We start from the raw sequence: 15,837 nt of genomic DNA, 5'->3' as shown, positions 1-15,837 counted from the left end.
AACTCTCGAGTCATTACCTGAAACGAGAGCTTTAATAATTTTGTGATTTCTTGCGGAGCTCTATTTAGCCCTTGATCCTAAATTCCATCTAACATAAGCCATTGCCGGATTGTTTTTATTAATCGCTATTGAAGTGTTATCTATCTCAATTTCGTTACCTCCGCTTTCAAAAGTTCGGTTTAAGTATGAAATCACAGGAACCTCAACTCCAACAGATGCAGTATTACAAAGTCTAAAGTTGATTCCTGTATATACTGTTAACCCGAAACCAGAAATATCATCTTCAACACTAGAAAATTCTCTTGATCCTGTTTCGTAAAATGCTTTAAGACCATAAATAAGTTGTGTTTCGTTAAATGCAGAAATACGATCAAAATAGGAGAATTTAGCACCAACTCTAAACAGGTTTTCATCAAAGCTATCTGAGTTTCCTGCATGATAATTAGCAAATGCACCTACATATCCCGCTCCATTTGGGTTCCGATCTTCTCCTATAATTTTAGCCAAGCCTTCTACACCAAGACAGTAACTCGTTGCGCTATTACCATCAATATCCGACCATCCAAAGCCTGCGCTTCCTCCAACGGTAAAATCAGACCATCCTACACCTGCATCCAATGCATCATAAGCATCATCATAGCCGAAATCAACACCAGCGGACCATGTTAAGGGAAAACTTTCATCTTCATCATCTAACGTTGCCAAATCGAAAAGTCCTTGTGCGTTTAATGTTGTAAACCCTCCTAAGCAAAGAAGGATAATAACGAATCTAAAAAACTGTGTTTTCATAATATGAGTATTTTGGTTTGTTACAATACTTAAGCCACAAGAAGCATTACACACGGAATTGATTTCGGGATAAAGTGTTTGAGAATAGCCAAAAAAGAAGAAGGGCTGGTTGAACAAAAAATAGAATAGCGGCTATTTTTCATATCTAAAATACAAAAAATGCTTTAAATACTAATCCTCAAAGACTTAGTCCCACTAGTGTTTAATTATTTTCCTAACAGCGTAACGCTTGTTATCATCTTCAACTCTTAAGAAATAAATGCCATTTTCAAGACTTCTAACAGAAAAATGCGATTGGTCAGTCTCTAATACTTTGCGACCATTCATGTCAAATACCTCAACGTTTAACATTGTTTCACTGGCAATGGTAATAAAGTCTCTCGCTGGGTTTGGATAGACCTCAACAGAAAACAGGGCTTCATCAGGAATTGATAAGGTTTCACTTGAAACCGTGAGAACCAATTCATCATTGTTGCGGCATTCCACATTAAACTCATAATCGAATCCATCAAATGATGCCGATACAGTTGAAGGAAGATTACAGGAGTTTATGGTGCCCGTAGTTGTCGCTATTATAAATTCATCTGTAACGTTGGCATCAAAGTTTATAGCTACTTGAATGCTGCCATTGAAGTCCGCATCTCCGTTTATGGTCAGTAAATCATATTCCGTGCCCTGAGTTAGGCCATCTAACTCAATATCAAAGATAGAATTTGCAGTAGATTCAAAATCTCCCTGCACACTGAGTATGCCTGGTGAAGCGCCAGGAGAAAATATGCCATCGTTGGTGTAACTAGTTGTAAGGGGAAGCTCTACAGTACCAATCCCTTTTATAGTGCCGTTAATAAGGTTTAGAAACGGTAAAGAATTGTTGCCTATGTCTAAGGTTCCAGTCTGTACATCTACTGTTCCGGAGTTATTAAACTCAACAAATATACGAGCCGTTCCAGTGGAATTCGATCGTTGTATCAAGCCAGAATTATTTAGAATATTGGAAGTGCCACCAGCGTTTGTGATATTTCCTTCATTAAATTGCATATCAATAACCCCTGATGCCTGATTGTTTAAAATGCCTTGATTGATAAATAAATCCCCACCGCTCGTAATGTTAATCGTTCCGACATTGTTGAGTGTTGTATCCCCTTGAATAACTTTGGTTCCAATAGTGGTCAAATTAATTGTGCTCTGATTAGTCAAAACACCGCCGCCATCTAATCGCCCTCCTGTCCAATTAAAGATGCCTGAACCTAAGAAATTTAGGGTAGCTGAAACGGGAACACTTACGGTTTCCGACGTATTGCCCCAATTTAGAGTGCCATCAATAGTTCCAGATAAAATGCCAGATAACGACATGGAACTATTCCAATTCAAAACTCCTACAGAAGACACATTATAAACACCATCTGCTAAACTTGTGCTAGGTTCCTCCAGTGATAAGGTCCCAGTATCGACCTGTATGGTGCCGTCATTATTGTTCAATTCAACATCTATTTCAGCTACGCCTGTAGTGGTAGAACGCATGATTAAGCCTTCATTATTTAAAATATTTGAACCGCCTCCAGATTCCATAACATTGCCCCCATCTGCTTGCAAGTCAATAATCCCTGCACTCAAATTGTTAACTATACTACTGCTTTGAATAGATAAATCGCCACTATCGACTATGTCCAAAGTTCCAGCATTATCCATAGTTGTTCCTCCTTGAATGGGTTTGCCTACAACTCCAATTAAGTTAATTGTACTTTGATTGGTTAAAACACCGCCACCGTTTAAAGCACCTCCTGTCCAATTAAAATTTCCACTGCCAGTAAAATTAAATGTGGCTGAGACAGGAACTTCAACAGTACTATTCCAATTTAAATCGCCCTGTATTGTTCCCATCAAAAAGCCCGAAACGGTTATCTCGCTATCCCAGTCCATTACTGTACCAGCAGACACCACATAAGATCCCCCTGTAAAACTTGTAATTGCAGAAATACTTAATGTGCCACTATCGACCTGTAAAATCCCGCCATTATTATTGAACTGAATCGATTGTATTTGTGCTTCTCCCGAAGATGTACTTCGTCTTATTATGCCTTCGTTATTTAAAACAGAAAGTCCGGCAATATTATCAATGTCTCCGTCATCCGCACCCATATCAATCGTTCCGTCAAACTCATTATTAAGGACTGTATTGTCTTGAAGAAACAAATTCCCTGAGCCTATTATATTAATTGTTCCATTATTATTTACTATTGAAGAACTCACGAAGGATTTATCTCCGGCCGATGTTAAATTCATTGTTCCTTGATTGACTAAAAGTGAACAATCTATTGAACCACTTGCCCAATTGACCGTCGTGCCTGTCTCAAAAAATGAAGGCTGAGCGCTAAAAAGACTGCCGCCATCTATATTAAGAATGGCAGAGCCTTTAAGCTCAAGAGATTGGCAATTGGCAACACCCATTATTGTCACGGTAAATCCAGCAGGAATTTCTACATTGTCCATACTGGTTGGCACTGTAGTTGAACTCCAGTTATCAGCTGTGTTCCAGTTTATATCCCCTCCTCCTCCTGTCCAAATTACTTGAGAAGAACAGATAAGCGTACTTAATAAAAAGACCATTAAGGGTAATTTTGTTTTCATAACTATAAAATTGAATGTTGAATAATCTTATGATAAGTCCTTGCCTAGCTTACCAAGCAAGGACTATCCACATATTATGGCTAAGAGTAGCTAACCATAAATTAATGCTCACAGATGTCTAGAGAGACTTACCTTTAAAAGGGTAATACATAGTTTTTGATTTCATAATATGTGGATTTTCATTTACCATAAAACTATCGCAGAAACCAATAGAAATTTTTAAAATGTGATGAATGGTAAAAAAAATAAAGTGGATGGTAATCCTTACTATTTAAGGCTACCCTTAAAACTTCTAGATAACGGTGTTTCTATGTCTGGTTTTATAAAAACCGAAGCACTATTTGCTGAAATAATGTAGTTTTTGTTGACAATATAAGAGCGGTGTGTTCTGATAAAATTTGGTGGTAATAGCTCTTCCAAAAGCTTAAGTTTATTTCGATCTAAGATGACCTTTTCTGCGGAATGAAACTCTAGATAATTTCCAGCTGCTCTTATGTATTTTAGATCTTTCAAGTAAACTTTAGTTTTATTGTTGAGCACTATAAATTCTTTTTCGACTTTTTTGGCAATGACTTCTTTTTCCTGTTCCACCTCAATGATGCGGTTGCGATAGGATTTCAATCGTCTGAACAACCAAATAAGACCCAGAAACGATAGAACATACAATAAGTACGCCGTTTTTGTTCGCCATATCGGTGGTTTTATACGTATTTCTATGCTGCCTCCTTCGGTATTCCAGATATTGTCACTATTAGCCGCGCTCACTTTAAAATTATATGTCCCCACGGGAAGCTTCACATATCTAGCTGTATTGGGCTTATCCACTTCTACCCAATTAGGGTCATGGCCCTCCATGATATACCTATATTTATTTTGGAGAGGATTTGTATAATTAAGACCAACATATTCTAGTTCTATCGTGTTGTGTTTCCATGGTAGGACTATGCTGCTTTTAACGTTTGGAATAGAGAACGTGGAATCTGAAGTTGCTACTCGAAAAGCTGTAATGTGTAGTTCCGGTATATTGGGGTTGTCTTTTTTAATCAATTCAGGGTCGAAAGCTGTAATACCATTAACACCTCCAAACCACAAATTGTTTGAATCATCTTTAATGACTGATTTTCTGTTGAATTCGGTATTCTTCAATCCATCTATGGTCGTATAGAATTTCGTTTTTTGGTTATCTGGATTGAAGCTTTTAATGCCTTTATCTGTGCCCATCCATAATGTCCCTGACTCATCCTCAGCAATACTAAAAACTACTTTATTATCCTCCAAAACAGGTTCTATGAGCATGTCTTTTGTGCTAAGCTTATATAACCCATCATTTGCTCCAATCCAAAGCGTATTTGTGGAAACATAAAGATCCCAAATAGCCGAAGCAAACTCCTGCTTATTGCTCTTTAAATATAATTTAGAAATGTTCTGTGAGGGTATATGAAATTTAAATAGCCCTTCGCTTTCTGTTGCAATAAAAATGTAATTGTCCAAAGCAATTATTTTCTGAATACCAGGATAATTAATGTCTTCTCCTAATGAAAAAGAACCTAATAATGTCCTAGTTTTTTTGTTCACTTTATGAATAGCTCTATGAGTTGCAGCCCATAGGAAGTCCTCATTGGTATCAAGCAAAGAAAAAGATACGTTTTCGTCATTTTCTACAAGTGGAATAAGAATCTCCTCAAAGGATGAAGATTTAGGGTCTAAACAGATTAATCCATTATTGGTCGCCATCCAAAGAGGAAAACTACTTTCTGGGACAGTTGCCATATCCCAAATAAACAAGCCTTGTCTTGGAAGTGATTCAGGTAAAATGATTTCTTTAAATTCACTTGAACCGTTCGGTTTAAAAAAAACACCCCTGCCCAATGCGTTTGCATAAACACCACCTTTATTGACATGAAGCCCCATAATAATATCATCCGATTCCTCAATAATGTCTTTGTGTTTAAACACTTTTCTGTAAGGATCGTAATGAAATACACCTCCAAGGGTCCCCACCCAAACTCCGCCAGCCTTATCTTTGTATATACTTCTAATCTGGTTGGTCAATGTAGATTTTCCCAAATGTATTTTGGACAGGGATTTTTTTTCTGAGTCGTATTCGAACAGACCGTTATTAGTCCCTATCCATGACCTTTGAGTGTCTAATTCTAGTAAATGCCTCGGTTTAATCTTATTAGGTAATTCTGGTAAACGTCTAAAAGTATTGGTTTCTAGGTCGGGCTGAAAATCGGCAGGTATCCATAAAGAACCTGTATGATTACCAAAATGAACAGCACTATTCCCAGACGCATTTTCCCTCCTGATTAACTTTTTTGTACTAATATCATAGGAAATTATACCTCCTTTATCATTGCTTGCCCATACAACTTGATTCGCCAAAGTTACTCCCAGCATGTTTTTAGAATTGTAAACGGGATCGGCTTCATAAGTTTTAGGGTCAAAAACAACTATGTTGTTAGAGGCGTTCATCCATAGCTTTCCCGAGGCACCTAGGTGCATGGACATGACTTCCTTATTTGAAATAGAAAAATCATCTTGATTTATTAGTTTTTCAAAACATTGTTTTGTTCTATCAAAACGGTCGAGCCCATTTTTTGTGCCAATCCATAACTGTTCTTGTTGATCTTCAATAATTGACCTAACGACATTGGAAGAAATGGAAGTACTGTCTTTTGGAGAATGAAAATAAGACACCACTTCGTATCCATCGTAGCGATTTAGACCATTGTTGGTGGCAATCCAAATGTAGCCACCCTTATCTTGATGAATATCAAAGACCACGTTGTTTGACAGGCCCTCTTCAGTTGTTATCCTTTTAAATGTATAATGTTTTTCTGCTATTTGAGCATTAGCCTTGAAGCAAAAGCTTAAACATAAAACAATGGTAGCAATTCGACTAAATCTCATTAAAGGGTTATTATGAGATGAATGCTAAAGATAATAAAAACGATGCTTCAAGAAATCTTGAGCGGATAAAATCTAATCATTAATCGTTTAGCTTAAGAACTGCCATAAACGCCTGCTGAGGTATTTCAACATTTCCTACTTGGCGCATACGTTTCTTACCTTTCTTTTGCTTTTCTAGAAGTTTACGCTTACGTGAAATATCACCTCCATAACATTTTGCGGTTACGTCTTTTCTAAGTGCTTTAATGGTTTCTCTAGCAATAATTTTTGCACCAATAGCAGCTTGAATAGGAATGTCGAATTGCTGTCTTGGAATTAGTTCTTTTAGCTTTTCGCACATCTTTTTACCAATATTATAGGCATTGTCTGCATGAATCAATGCTGAAAGTGCATCGACTTGTTGTGCATTCAAGAGAATATCTACGCGAACTAATTTAGAGGCTCTCATTCCTATTGGACTGTAATCGAAAGAAGCATATCCTTTGGAAACTGTTTTCAATCTATCATAAAAATCGAATACAATCTCAGCCAGAGGCATATCAAAACTTAGTTCAACACGTTCTGTAGTTAGGTAAGTTTGATTCGTAATTTGTCCTCGTTTTTCGATACAAAGACTCATTACTGGACCAACAAAATCTGATTTAGTAATTATAGTGGCTTTGATATATGGCTCCTCAACTCGATTTAGTGTCGAAGGTTCTGGTAAATCGGTTGGGTTATTTACTATGATAACATCGTCTGGATGCTTATTGGTAAAGGCATGGTAGCTCACGTTTGGTACTGTAGTAATCACAGTCATATTGAACTCACGCTCCAAGCGTTCTTGAATAATTTCCAAGTGAAGCATTCCTAAGAATCCACAACGAAAACCAAAGCCTAATGCAGCCGAACTTTCGGGTTGAAATACTAAAGATGCGTCGTTGAGTTGTAACTTTTCCATAGAAGCTCTCAACTCTTCATAATCTTCAGTATCTACCGGATAAATTCCTGCAAATACCATTGGTTTTACATCTTCGAATCCTTCTACAGCATTGGTTGTTGGGTTTTTTGCATCAGTAATCGTATCTCCAACTTTTACCTCTCTTGCGTCTTTAATCCCAGTGATTAAGTATCCTACGTCTCCAGCCTTTATTTCTTGTTTTGGGACTTGATTCAGTTTTAAAGTCCCAACCTCATCAGCAAAATACGATTTCCCTGTTGCGATAAACTTAATGTTCTGTCCTTTTCGTATTGAACCATTAATAACTCTAAAATATGTTTCAACTCCTCTAAAAGGATTGTATACTGAATCAAAAATCAGGGCTTGTAACGATTCTTCTGGATTACCTTCAGGAGCAGGAACACGCTCAATAATAGCTTCGAGAATATCCTCGATACCAATTCCTGTCTTGGCACTAGCAGGAATCACCTCTTCTGGGTCACAACCTAAAAGATCTACAATATCATCTGTAACTTCTTCAGGATTGGCACTAGGAAGATCTACTTTGTTCAGCACAGGAATAATCTCTAGATCATTCTCTAAGGCTAGATAAAGATTTGATATAGTTTGGGCTTGTATGCTTTGTGCAGCATCTACAACTAACAATGCACCTTCGCACGCTGCTATAGATCGAGAAACTTCATAAGAAAAGTCCACGTGACCTGGTGTGTCAATAAGGTTAAGGACATATTCTTCACCTTTATAAGTGTACTCCATTTGGATCGCATGAGATTTAATGGTAATCCCTCGCTCTCGTTCCAAATCCATATTATCCAATAACTGGTCTTGTTTTTCTCTATCAGTAACTGAGCCAGTGAAATCGAGCAAACGATCGGCTAATGTACTTTTTCCGTGATCTATATGTGCTATAATGCAAAAATTCCTAATGTGCTTCATAAGTACGTTTACAGTAGTATAAAAGTGCTGCAAATATAATTCTTTTATAGAGCTTAGAAATCATTAATGTATAAAATGATAACTCGACTAATTACGGTTTTTACCCACTTAAAAGTCTAAAACAATGTTTATATTGCGTTTCGTTAACCCAACTTAATGTTAATACAAAAACCTCTTTATTTAGCATTTCTACTATGCTTCAGCTTTTCTATTCTCTCTGCCCAAGAGTTTTCAATATCAGGAAAAGTATTAGATAATAACAGACAACCAATGTCTTTTGTTAATGTGCTTGTTTTTGCCGAAAATGGCACAACACTTATCAAAGGTTCTAGTACAGATGATGATGGTGCTTATCTTATAGATGGCCTTGCACAAGGGAATTACATTGTTCAGTTTTCTTTTATTGGATTTAAAGAGATTACTAAAAATATAGTTCTAGACAAAAATCTAGTCATTGAGGATATTCAATTAGAAGAAAGTGCTGAATCGCTTAATGAAGTGGAAATCGTAGCAAAAAAACCTACTGTAAAGCGTTCTGCAGATCGGCTCACTTTTAATATTGCTAATACGGCTTTATCGCAAGGTGATATGTTGCAGGCCTTGAGAAGCACTCCTGGCGTGCTAGTGATGGATGGCAATCTTATGGTTAAAGGAAGTTCGCCAACGGTGTATATTAATAATAGAAGGGTTCAGTTATCAGCCAATGAATTGTCTCAATTGCTTGAAAGCTCTCCTGCTAATTCAGTACGATCAATAGAAGTAATCACCAATCCTTCTGCTCGTTTTGATGCTGAGAGTGGTACGGTAATAAATATTGTAATGAGTAAAAACTTGGTTACAGGTTATCGAGGTTCGGTGTTTTCAAATTTTACTCAAGGGGTGTTTCCAAGATATCAGGCGGGTACCAGTCATTCAGTAAAAAATAAGGATATAAGCTTGACAACGAACTATTCGTATTCAAAATCCAAAATCAATAGAAGTTCCAATGATCAGATTAACTATTTTAATGCAGAAGGTAACGGAGTTGATCAAGTCTGGAATTCGAACATAAACCGTAATACTTGGTCCGAAACTCACAACTTAAGTCTTAATCTCGATTGGTTTATAAGTGATAAAAGTACATTGAGTATTTCTAATTCCACACTTTATCTTCCTTACTTTAAGTATCGTATTAAGAACAGGACAGGAATAACAGATATTGGTTCATCACCTTTATCCAGCTTCAATTCTGATAATCTCACAAGAGATGAAAAACATAATATAGGTTTCGACTTAAACTTTAATCATGATTTTGAAGGTGGAAGCTCATTAACACTCAACGGACATTTCACTACCTACGATTATGATAGAAGACAAGAAGTGCTAAGCGATTTTTTTGATGCTAATGGACAATTTTTGAACGATTCTGCATTTAGAACATTTTCCGATCAGGAAACAAAAATCATATCTTCTAATGCAGATTATAGAACGCCATTAAATGATAATTCTGTTTTTGAAGCAGGTATAAAATACTCCAACGTAAACACGCAGAGTGATATTAGTCAATTCGATATCGACCTCATCTCAGGTAGTGCATCGCTTGATTTCCAAAATACGGATGCATTTAATTATGATGAGTATGTATATGCTGCGTATTCTAACTATAGTTTGGATGCTGATAAATGGTCGATTAATGTAGGTTTGAGAATGGAGCAAACGAATATTAGCGCCAAGTCTATCTCAACAAATTCTCTAAACTCTCAGGATTATTTGGAGTGGTTCCCTAATGCTAGTATACAACATAATGTTTCGGATAGCTTCAGTATTTACGCCAATTATAAAAGAAGTTTAACACGACCAAACTATACCTCATTAAATCCGTTTAATTTCTTTTTGAACGAAAACACTTTAGTTACTGGTAATCCTAATCTGGTTCCGACCTTTTTAGACCATTATGTCATCGGAACATCCTTCTTGGACCTTTTTACAATTGAAGCATATTACCAAAATTATGATGGGAATATTTTAGAAATACCGCGTCAAAATAATGAAACCAACACTCTAGAGTATACTTCAGTAAACATTGATAAAACTGTTGATTTTGGATTCGACTTTGCCGTTGATTACTACCCTACGGATAATTGGAATATCTATTTTGTAACCTCTTTCTATAACTTTTCTGAAGAAACAAAAATCAATGATGCTTTTGTAGAAATTGATCGTTGGTCCAATTATAGCGTGCTTACAAATGCCTTATCATTATTAAAAGACAACAGCTTAAATATTAATGTTGACCTTACTTGGGTTGGCAAAAACGTACAGGGACTTCAAACTATAGAAGATCGTCTATTTAGTAGTATTGCTATCTCTAAATCTATGCTCAACAAGAAAGCCGTTCTTTCACTTGCCATAGAAGATGCTTTCAATTTTCAAGATGAAGAGTATGGCACGCGATACCTCAACCAGTTTAGTTCTAATAATGTTGATATTGACAATCGCTATGTTAGACTTGGTTTTAGATATAACTTCGGAAACACCAAGCTAGATACTAATCAAAGAAATATTAGCAAAGAAGAACGAGATCGTCTAGCCGGAGGGCAAAACTAATCTTGCCACTCAGCAATAAACAAATTAGTATCTCGACCACCACCATTGTTTCGGTTCGATGAAAATGCTAAATATTTTCCATCATTAGAGAATACAGGAAAGGCGTCAAAAGTTTCACCATGAGTAATACGCTTTAAGTTCTTTCCATCAATGTCTATCATATATAAATTGAACGGAAAGCCACGCTCAGCTTCAAAATTCGAAGAAAACAAAATTTTTTCTCCCGATGGATGAAAGAATGGACTCCAATTAGCATTGCCAAGATCTGTAAGTTGTCTCAAATCACTACCATCTGCGTTACAGATGTACAACTCCATATCCGTTGGTTCTACCAGTCCTTGAGCCAGAAGATCTTTGTAATTTTTAATTTCTTCATCCGTTTTTGGCCTAGACGAACGGAAAATTAATTTAGTTCCATCTGGCGAAAAGAAAGCACCGCCATCATATCCCAATTCGTTTGTAATTTGTTTTACATCAGACCCGTCAAGATTCATGGTATATAACTCCAAATCTCCACTTCGTGTAGATGTAAATACAATTTTGTCGCCTTTTGGAGATACTGTAGGTTCTGCATCGTATCCTACTTCATGAGTCAATTGATTCACAATATTTCCTTCCAGATCAGCTACAAAAATGTCATAGCTGTCGTAGATTGGCCATACATATTTACCGTTTTGACGCAATGGTGCATCTGGACATTCATCTTGCTCCAAATGTGTTGACGCATAAATAATGTGTTTATTATCTGGTAAAAAGTATGAGCAAGTCGTTCGTCCTTTTCCAGTACTTATCATTGGAGGAACCTTGTCTTTAAAGGTTTCATCAACATTCATCAAAAACATTTGATCGCATCCAACATTCCAGTTCTTATTATTGGACTGAAAAACTAATTGCTTGTCATCAAAACTCCAATATGCTTCAGCATTATCACCTCCAAAAGTGACTTGCCTTAAAGATTTGAAATGCGTTTCCTCAGGATAAATCAAAGAGTCTTTTTGAACTTCTACTGAAGAGGTTTCCACCTGTTTTTCTTCGTTTTGTTTTGCATCTTCTTTACAAGAAGTGCCTACCAATAGTACAATTATGATAAAGGTCAGTCTTAGTTTCATGCCTAATGCTTAGTTTTGCACAAAAATAAGTCAGGAATGAAAAAGATTCTAATGCTTTTGGCTTTAATTGTTGCCTTTGGCTGCAAAAAGCAAAATGCTACGCCTCAGAATAATATGGAAAAAGATGTTGTTTATCTCGCTGACGACAAACTTGAAGGAAGGCAAACAGGAACCGAAGGAGAAATATTAGCCGCTAAATATATAGGGCAGCGATTTAAAGAAATGGATGTTGCACCTAAAGGCACAGACGGCTACATACAATCGTTTAACTTCAAACCAAAAACAGATCCGCACAAAGATGTTGAGTTTTCTAAAGATGAAGATGGCTATATCTCTGGTAGAAATGTTATTGGTTATATAGATAACAATGCCAAAACTACTGTTGTCATTGGCGCACATTATGATCATTTAGGTCATGGTGGAGATGGCTCATTGTATAGAGGTGAAGAAAAACAAATACACAATGGTGCCGATGATAATGCTAGTGGTGTAGCCATTATGTTGGATTTGGCTAACAGACTTAAGGTAAAGAATACAACTGCAGACAAGAAAGACCTCAACAACTACTTGTTTATTGCATTTTCTGGTGAAGAAATGGGACTAATTGGGTCTAATTACTTTGTGAAAAACCCAACCTTAGATATTAAGTCCATAAACTATATGATCAATATGGATATGGTTGGTCGATTAAAACAAGATAGTACACTAGCTGTTTATGGCGTAGGAACGTCTCCAATGTTCAAGCAAGTGTTGCAATCCCATAACAACAGCTTTAAATTAGTGCAGAAAGAATCTGGTGTTGGTCCAAGTGATCAAACTTCTTTTTATTTGAACGATATTCCTGTGTTACATTTCTTTACTGGTCAGCATGAGGATTATCACAAGCCAAGCGATGATTCCGAAAAACTGAATTATGAAGGAATGGAAATGATCTCCAATTATCTATATGATATTATTTCAGATTTGGATGATAATAGCAAGCTCGCGTTCCGAACCACTAAAAACGAAAGTGAAGAAGTACCGCGATTTAAAGTTGGTCTTGGCGTTATTCCAGATTATCTTTTTGATGGAAAAGGGATGCGTATCGATGGGGTTTCTGAAGATAAGCCTGCAAAAAAAGCAGGGCTGCAAAAGGGCGATATTGTAATAAAGTTGGGCGATAGTGCTGTAACCGATATGATGAGTTATATGAAAGCATTATCTATCTTTGATGAAGGCGATACCACAAAAGTTGTGGTTGATAGAAGTGGAGAATCGTTAGAATTTGATTTACAGTTTTAAATGGTGAAAATTGGCGATATAGAATTACCAGATTTTCCATTGTTGTTAGCACCAATGGAAGATGTAAGCGACCCTCCTTTTAGAGCATTATGCAAGGAGCAAGGTGCTGATGTGGTGTATACCGAATTTATTTCTTCTGAAGGCTTGATTCGTAATGCTGCTAAGAGTACTATGAAGCTAGATATTTATGAGAAAGAACGCCCAGTAGGGATTCAAATATTTGGTGCCAATCTCGATAGTATGCTAGAGGCTGTAGATATTGTGGAAAAGTCCAATCCAGATATCATTGATATCAACTTTGGTTGCCCAGTAAAAAAGGTTGTCAGTAAAGGTGCTGGAGCAGGCATCCTGAAGGATATTTGTCTCATGGAAAAGCTTACTGCCGAAATGGTAAAGCGCACGAAATTACCAGTGACTGTAAAAACCAGGTTGGGTTGGGACCATGATTCTATAAAAATTGTTGAAGTTGCCGAACGACTACAGGATGTTGGCTGTAAAGCTATTTCAATTCACGGAAGAACACGTGCCCAGATGTACAAAGGTTTTGCAGACTGGAAACCTATTGCCGAAGTAAAGAACAATCCGAGAATGCACATTCCTGTCTTTGGGAATGGTGACGTTGACTCTCCTGAAAAAGCAGCAGAAATGCGAGATGCTTATGGTCTAGATGGCGCTATGATTGGAAGAGCTTCTATTGGAAATCCATGGTTTTTCAAGCAAGTAAAGCATTATTTTGAAACAGGTTCGCACTTACCTCCAATTACTCTTGAAGAACGTGTAGAAGCTGCTCGTCGTCACTTACAAATGTCTATAGATTGGAAAGGTGAAAAACTTGGTGTTTTTGAAACAAGACGCCACTATACCAATTACTTTAAAGGTATTCCGCATTTTAAAGAATACCGTATGAAAATGGTTACCAGCGATGATTCTAAAGATGTCTTTGCAGCTTTTGATGAAGTTTTAGAGAAATTCAGCGGCTATCAATTTGCTTAAGGCTGAACCATCTGCTTTGTAATTCTACTCGAAGCTATTTTTGAAGCAATTACACCGAAGGCTATTATTGTTACCAAAACCAATAGAATATTCAGAACTTTTAAATGTACTGGGTAAGGAAGGCTTGGTGTTAGCATTACGAGATCAAACTGTTGCTGGAGCCCAATCAAGATTAAACCAAAGATTAAACCTGTTACGCCACTAGCGATTGTCATTAAACTCCCTTGAAGGAAAAATATTCGTTTAATACTTCTTAACTCTACACCTAAATTATAAAGCGTTTGAAGTGATTGTTTCTTGTCTAATATCATCATGATGATTGCACCAATCACATTGAATAATGCAATAATTATAACTAAAGTAAATATGAGGTAAACAATAAGGTTTTCAGTATTGAGCATTTTATAGAGCGCATCATTTAATTGATCTCTGGTTTTAACCTCAACGTCACCATTAAAAATATTGCTAACGCTTTCAACCGCACTATTTAAATCTGCCCCTTCATTTAGTTTTATTTCAATACTACTAATTTGATTAGGATCGTACTCTAGCAACTGCTGCGCCATACCTATATCTGCAAACACATAAGTCCCATTGAGGTCTTCGTTGATATCGAAGAGTCCTACATTTATCGTGTTTACGGAATTAAAAATACTGCTAGCGGAGCTAATTTGTCCTTTACCTGGCTTTGGCACAGAAACCTTTAAGGCTCTGGCATAATCTAAAACGCCAAAGGATAATACATTAGAGATTTCCCAACCTGAAACTACTTCATTAGAATTGGGTGTTAACCAATTCCCTTGAGGAATCAAAGAGTCGATTTGAGTAACTGTTCTATAGTTCTGATCCACGCCTTTAATTGTGGCGATGTGACGTTTACCATCAAAGGTGAGTACCACACGTTCCTCAACTGTTTTGCTAAATAATTCTATATCAGGGATAGCTGTCAGCTGTTCTACTTCGTTTGAACTTAACGTGATTCTTTTACCTGTTTTAGGAAACACTTTTAGGTCTGGGTCAATAACTGAAGAAAATTCTAGACTAAAATCCTTAAGTCCTGCAAAACCAGAGAGTACAATAAGTAATGCTGCAGAAGCGATAATCACACCTAGTGACGCTATTATCGTAATAATGTTAATAGCACTTTTGCTGCTTTTACTTATTAAATATCGCTTGGCTATATATAAAGGAAAGTTCAATTAAGACTTTTTGCGTTTATCTAGTAAATCTGGATTATCTATAGGATTGTCCCCACCTTTTAGAGAACGTTCAATATTGTCTATATATTCTAGTGAGTCATCAATAAAAAACTCTAATTGAGGCATGCGTCTTAATTGATGTCTTGTTCTTTGTGCAAGTTCGTGTTTAATTAATCCAGAATTGGATTTAATCCCTTCAAGAAGTTTCTCTGCTTCTTTATTCGGAAAAATACTTAAGTAAACTTTTGCAATAGATAAATCTACCGTGACGGATACTTTTGACACAGAGATAATAACTCCTTTTAAGCCTCCTGCCGTTGCTGCATTTTGAAGCACCTCAACTAAGTCTTGTTGTAAAAGTGCTCCTATCTTTTTCTGTCTGTTGCTTTCCATGCCACAAAAATAGTATAATTTATACGGATTGTCCTATTTTTGAAACCACAAGAGTTGTTCCAAATCTGTT

General features: G+C 36.6%; 10 protein-coding genes. 3 read left to right on the top strand and 7 right to left on the bottom strand.

Annotation, left to right across the window (positions count from 1 at the left end; translation table 11 throughout):
* Window positions 1–60: 60 nt before the first annotated feature.
* The 4 genes from NCE97_RS01910 to lepA form a co-directional block, all read right to left on the bottom strand.
* A complete protein-coding gene (locus tag NCE97_RS01910; protein ID WP_353777180.1) occupies window positions 61–789 on the bottom strand; it encodes a hypothetical protein in 729 nt (242 codons plus the stop codon).
* 195 nt (window positions 790–984) lie between these two features.
* A complete protein-coding gene (locus NCE97_RS01905; protein ID WP_353777179.1) occupies window positions 985–3,417 on the bottom strand; it encodes a T9SS type A sorting domain-containing protein in 2,433 nt (810 codons plus the stop codon).
* A gap of 267 nt (window positions 3,418–3,684) precedes the next feature.
* Complete coding sequence (locus tag NCE97_RS01900) at window positions 3,685–6,330, bottom strand: ligand-binding sensor domain-containing protein (protein ID WP_353777178.1); 2,646 nt, start codon at window positions 6,328–6,330, stop codon at window positions 3,685–3,687.
* A 79-nt stretch (window positions 6,331–6,409) separates the two neighbouring features.
* Window positions 6,410–8,206 (bottom strand): translation elongation factor 4, encoded by a 1,797-nt coding sequence (lepA, locus tag NCE97_RS01895; RefSeq protein ID WP_353777177.1) that lies wholly within the window; start codon window positions 8,204–8,206, stop codon window positions 6,410–6,412.
* A 156-nt stretch (window positions 8,207–8,362) separates the two neighbouring features.
* Between lepA and NCE97_RS01890 the strand changes: the two genes are divergently transcribed.
* Window positions 8,363–10,792, top strand: coding sequence for a TonB-dependent receptor domain-containing protein (locus NCE97_RS01890; protein ID WP_353777176.1), 2,430 nt, complete (start codon window positions 8,363–8,365; stop codon window positions 10,790–10,792).
* Here NCE97_RS01890 and NCE97_RS01885 read toward each other — a convergent pair.
* Window positions 10,789–11,901, bottom strand: coding sequence for a TolB family protein (locus tag NCE97_RS01885; RefSeq protein WP_353777175.1), 1,113 nt, complete (start codon window positions 11,899–11,901; stop codon window positions 10,789–10,791). The genes NCE97_RS01890 and NCE97_RS01885 overlap by 4 nt on opposite strands.
* 36 nt (window positions 11,902–11,937) lie before the next feature.
* Here NCE97_RS01885 and NCE97_RS01880 point away from each other — a divergent pair, with 36 nt between their 5' ends.
* Both NCE97_RS01880 and dusB read left to right on the top strand, forming a co-directional pair.
* Window positions 11,938–13,182: a M28 family peptidase gene (locus NCE97_RS01880; protein WP_353777174.1), complete on the top strand. Its 1,245-nt coding sequence runs from the start codon at window positions 11,938–11,940 to the stop codon at window positions 13,180–13,182.
* A complete protein-coding gene (dusB, locus tag NCE97_RS01875; RefSeq protein ID WP_353777173.1) occupies window positions 13,183–14,175 on the top strand; it encodes a tRNA dihydrouridine synthase DusB in 993 nt (330 codons plus the stop codon).
* Here the strand turns inward: dusB and NCE97_RS01870 are convergent.
* Both NCE97_RS01870 and rbfA read right to left on the bottom strand, forming a co-directional pair.
* Window positions 14,172–15,374, bottom strand: a complete 1,203-nt coding sequence (locus NCE97_RS01870; RefSeq protein ID WP_353777172.1) for an ABC transporter permease — start codon at window positions 15,372–15,374, stop codon at window positions 14,172–14,174. The genes dusB and NCE97_RS01870 overlap by 4 nt on opposite strands.
* Window positions 15,375–15,767 carry a 30S ribosome-binding factor RbfA gene (gene rbfA, locus NCE97_RS01865; protein WP_353777171.1) on the bottom strand — a complete coding sequence of 131 codons (393 nt, stop codon included), beginning with the start codon at window positions 15,765–15,767 and terminating at the stop codon, window positions 15,375–15,377.
* Window positions 15,768–15,837 lie beyond the last annotated feature (70 nt).

Origin of the sequence: Winogradskyella sp. 3972H.M.0a.05 (assembly GCF_040493455.1) — a bacterium.
GTDB lineage: Bacteria > Bacteroidota > Bacteroidia > Flavobacteriales > Flavobacteriaceae > Microcosmobacter.
This window is presented reverse-complemented; position numbering and strand designations above follow the sequence as displayed.

Bases quoted from the DNA above. Each gene is read 5' to 3' on its own strand.
- lepA (WP_353777177.1), bottom strand. From the start codon at position 8,206: ATGAAGCACATTAGGAATTTTTGCATTATAGCACATATAGATCACGGA.
- NCE97_RS01910 (WP_353777180.1), bottom strand. From the start codon at position 789: ATGAAAACACAGTTTTTTAGATTCGTTATTATCCTTCTTTGCTTAGGA.
- dusB (WP_353777173.1), top strand. From the start codon at position 13,183: ATGGTGAAAATTGGCGATATAGAATTACCAGATTTTCCATTGTTGTTA.
- NCE97_RS01880 (WP_353777174.1), top strand. From the start codon at position 11,938: ATGAAAAAGATTCTAATGCTTTTGGCTTTAATTGTTGCCTTTGGCTGC.
- rbfA (WP_353777171.1), bottom strand. From the start codon at position 15,767: ATGGAAAGCAACAGACAGAAAAAGATAGGAGCACTTTTACAACAAGAC.
- NCE97_RS01900 (WP_353777178.1), bottom strand. From the start codon at position 6,330: ATGAGATTTAGTCGAATTGCTACCATTGTTTTATGTTTAAGCTTTTGC.
- NCE97_RS01890 (WP_353777176.1), top strand. From the start codon at position 8,363: ATGTTAATACAAAAACCTCTTTATTTAGCATTTCTACTATGCTTCAGC.
- NCE97_RS01905 (WP_353777179.1), bottom strand. From the start codon at position 3,417: ATGAAAACAAAATTACCCTTAATGGTCTTTTTATTAAGTACGCTTATC.
- NCE97_RS01885 (WP_353777175.1), bottom strand. From the start codon at position 11,901: ATGAAACTAAGACTGACCTTTATCATAATTGTACTATTGGTAGGCACT.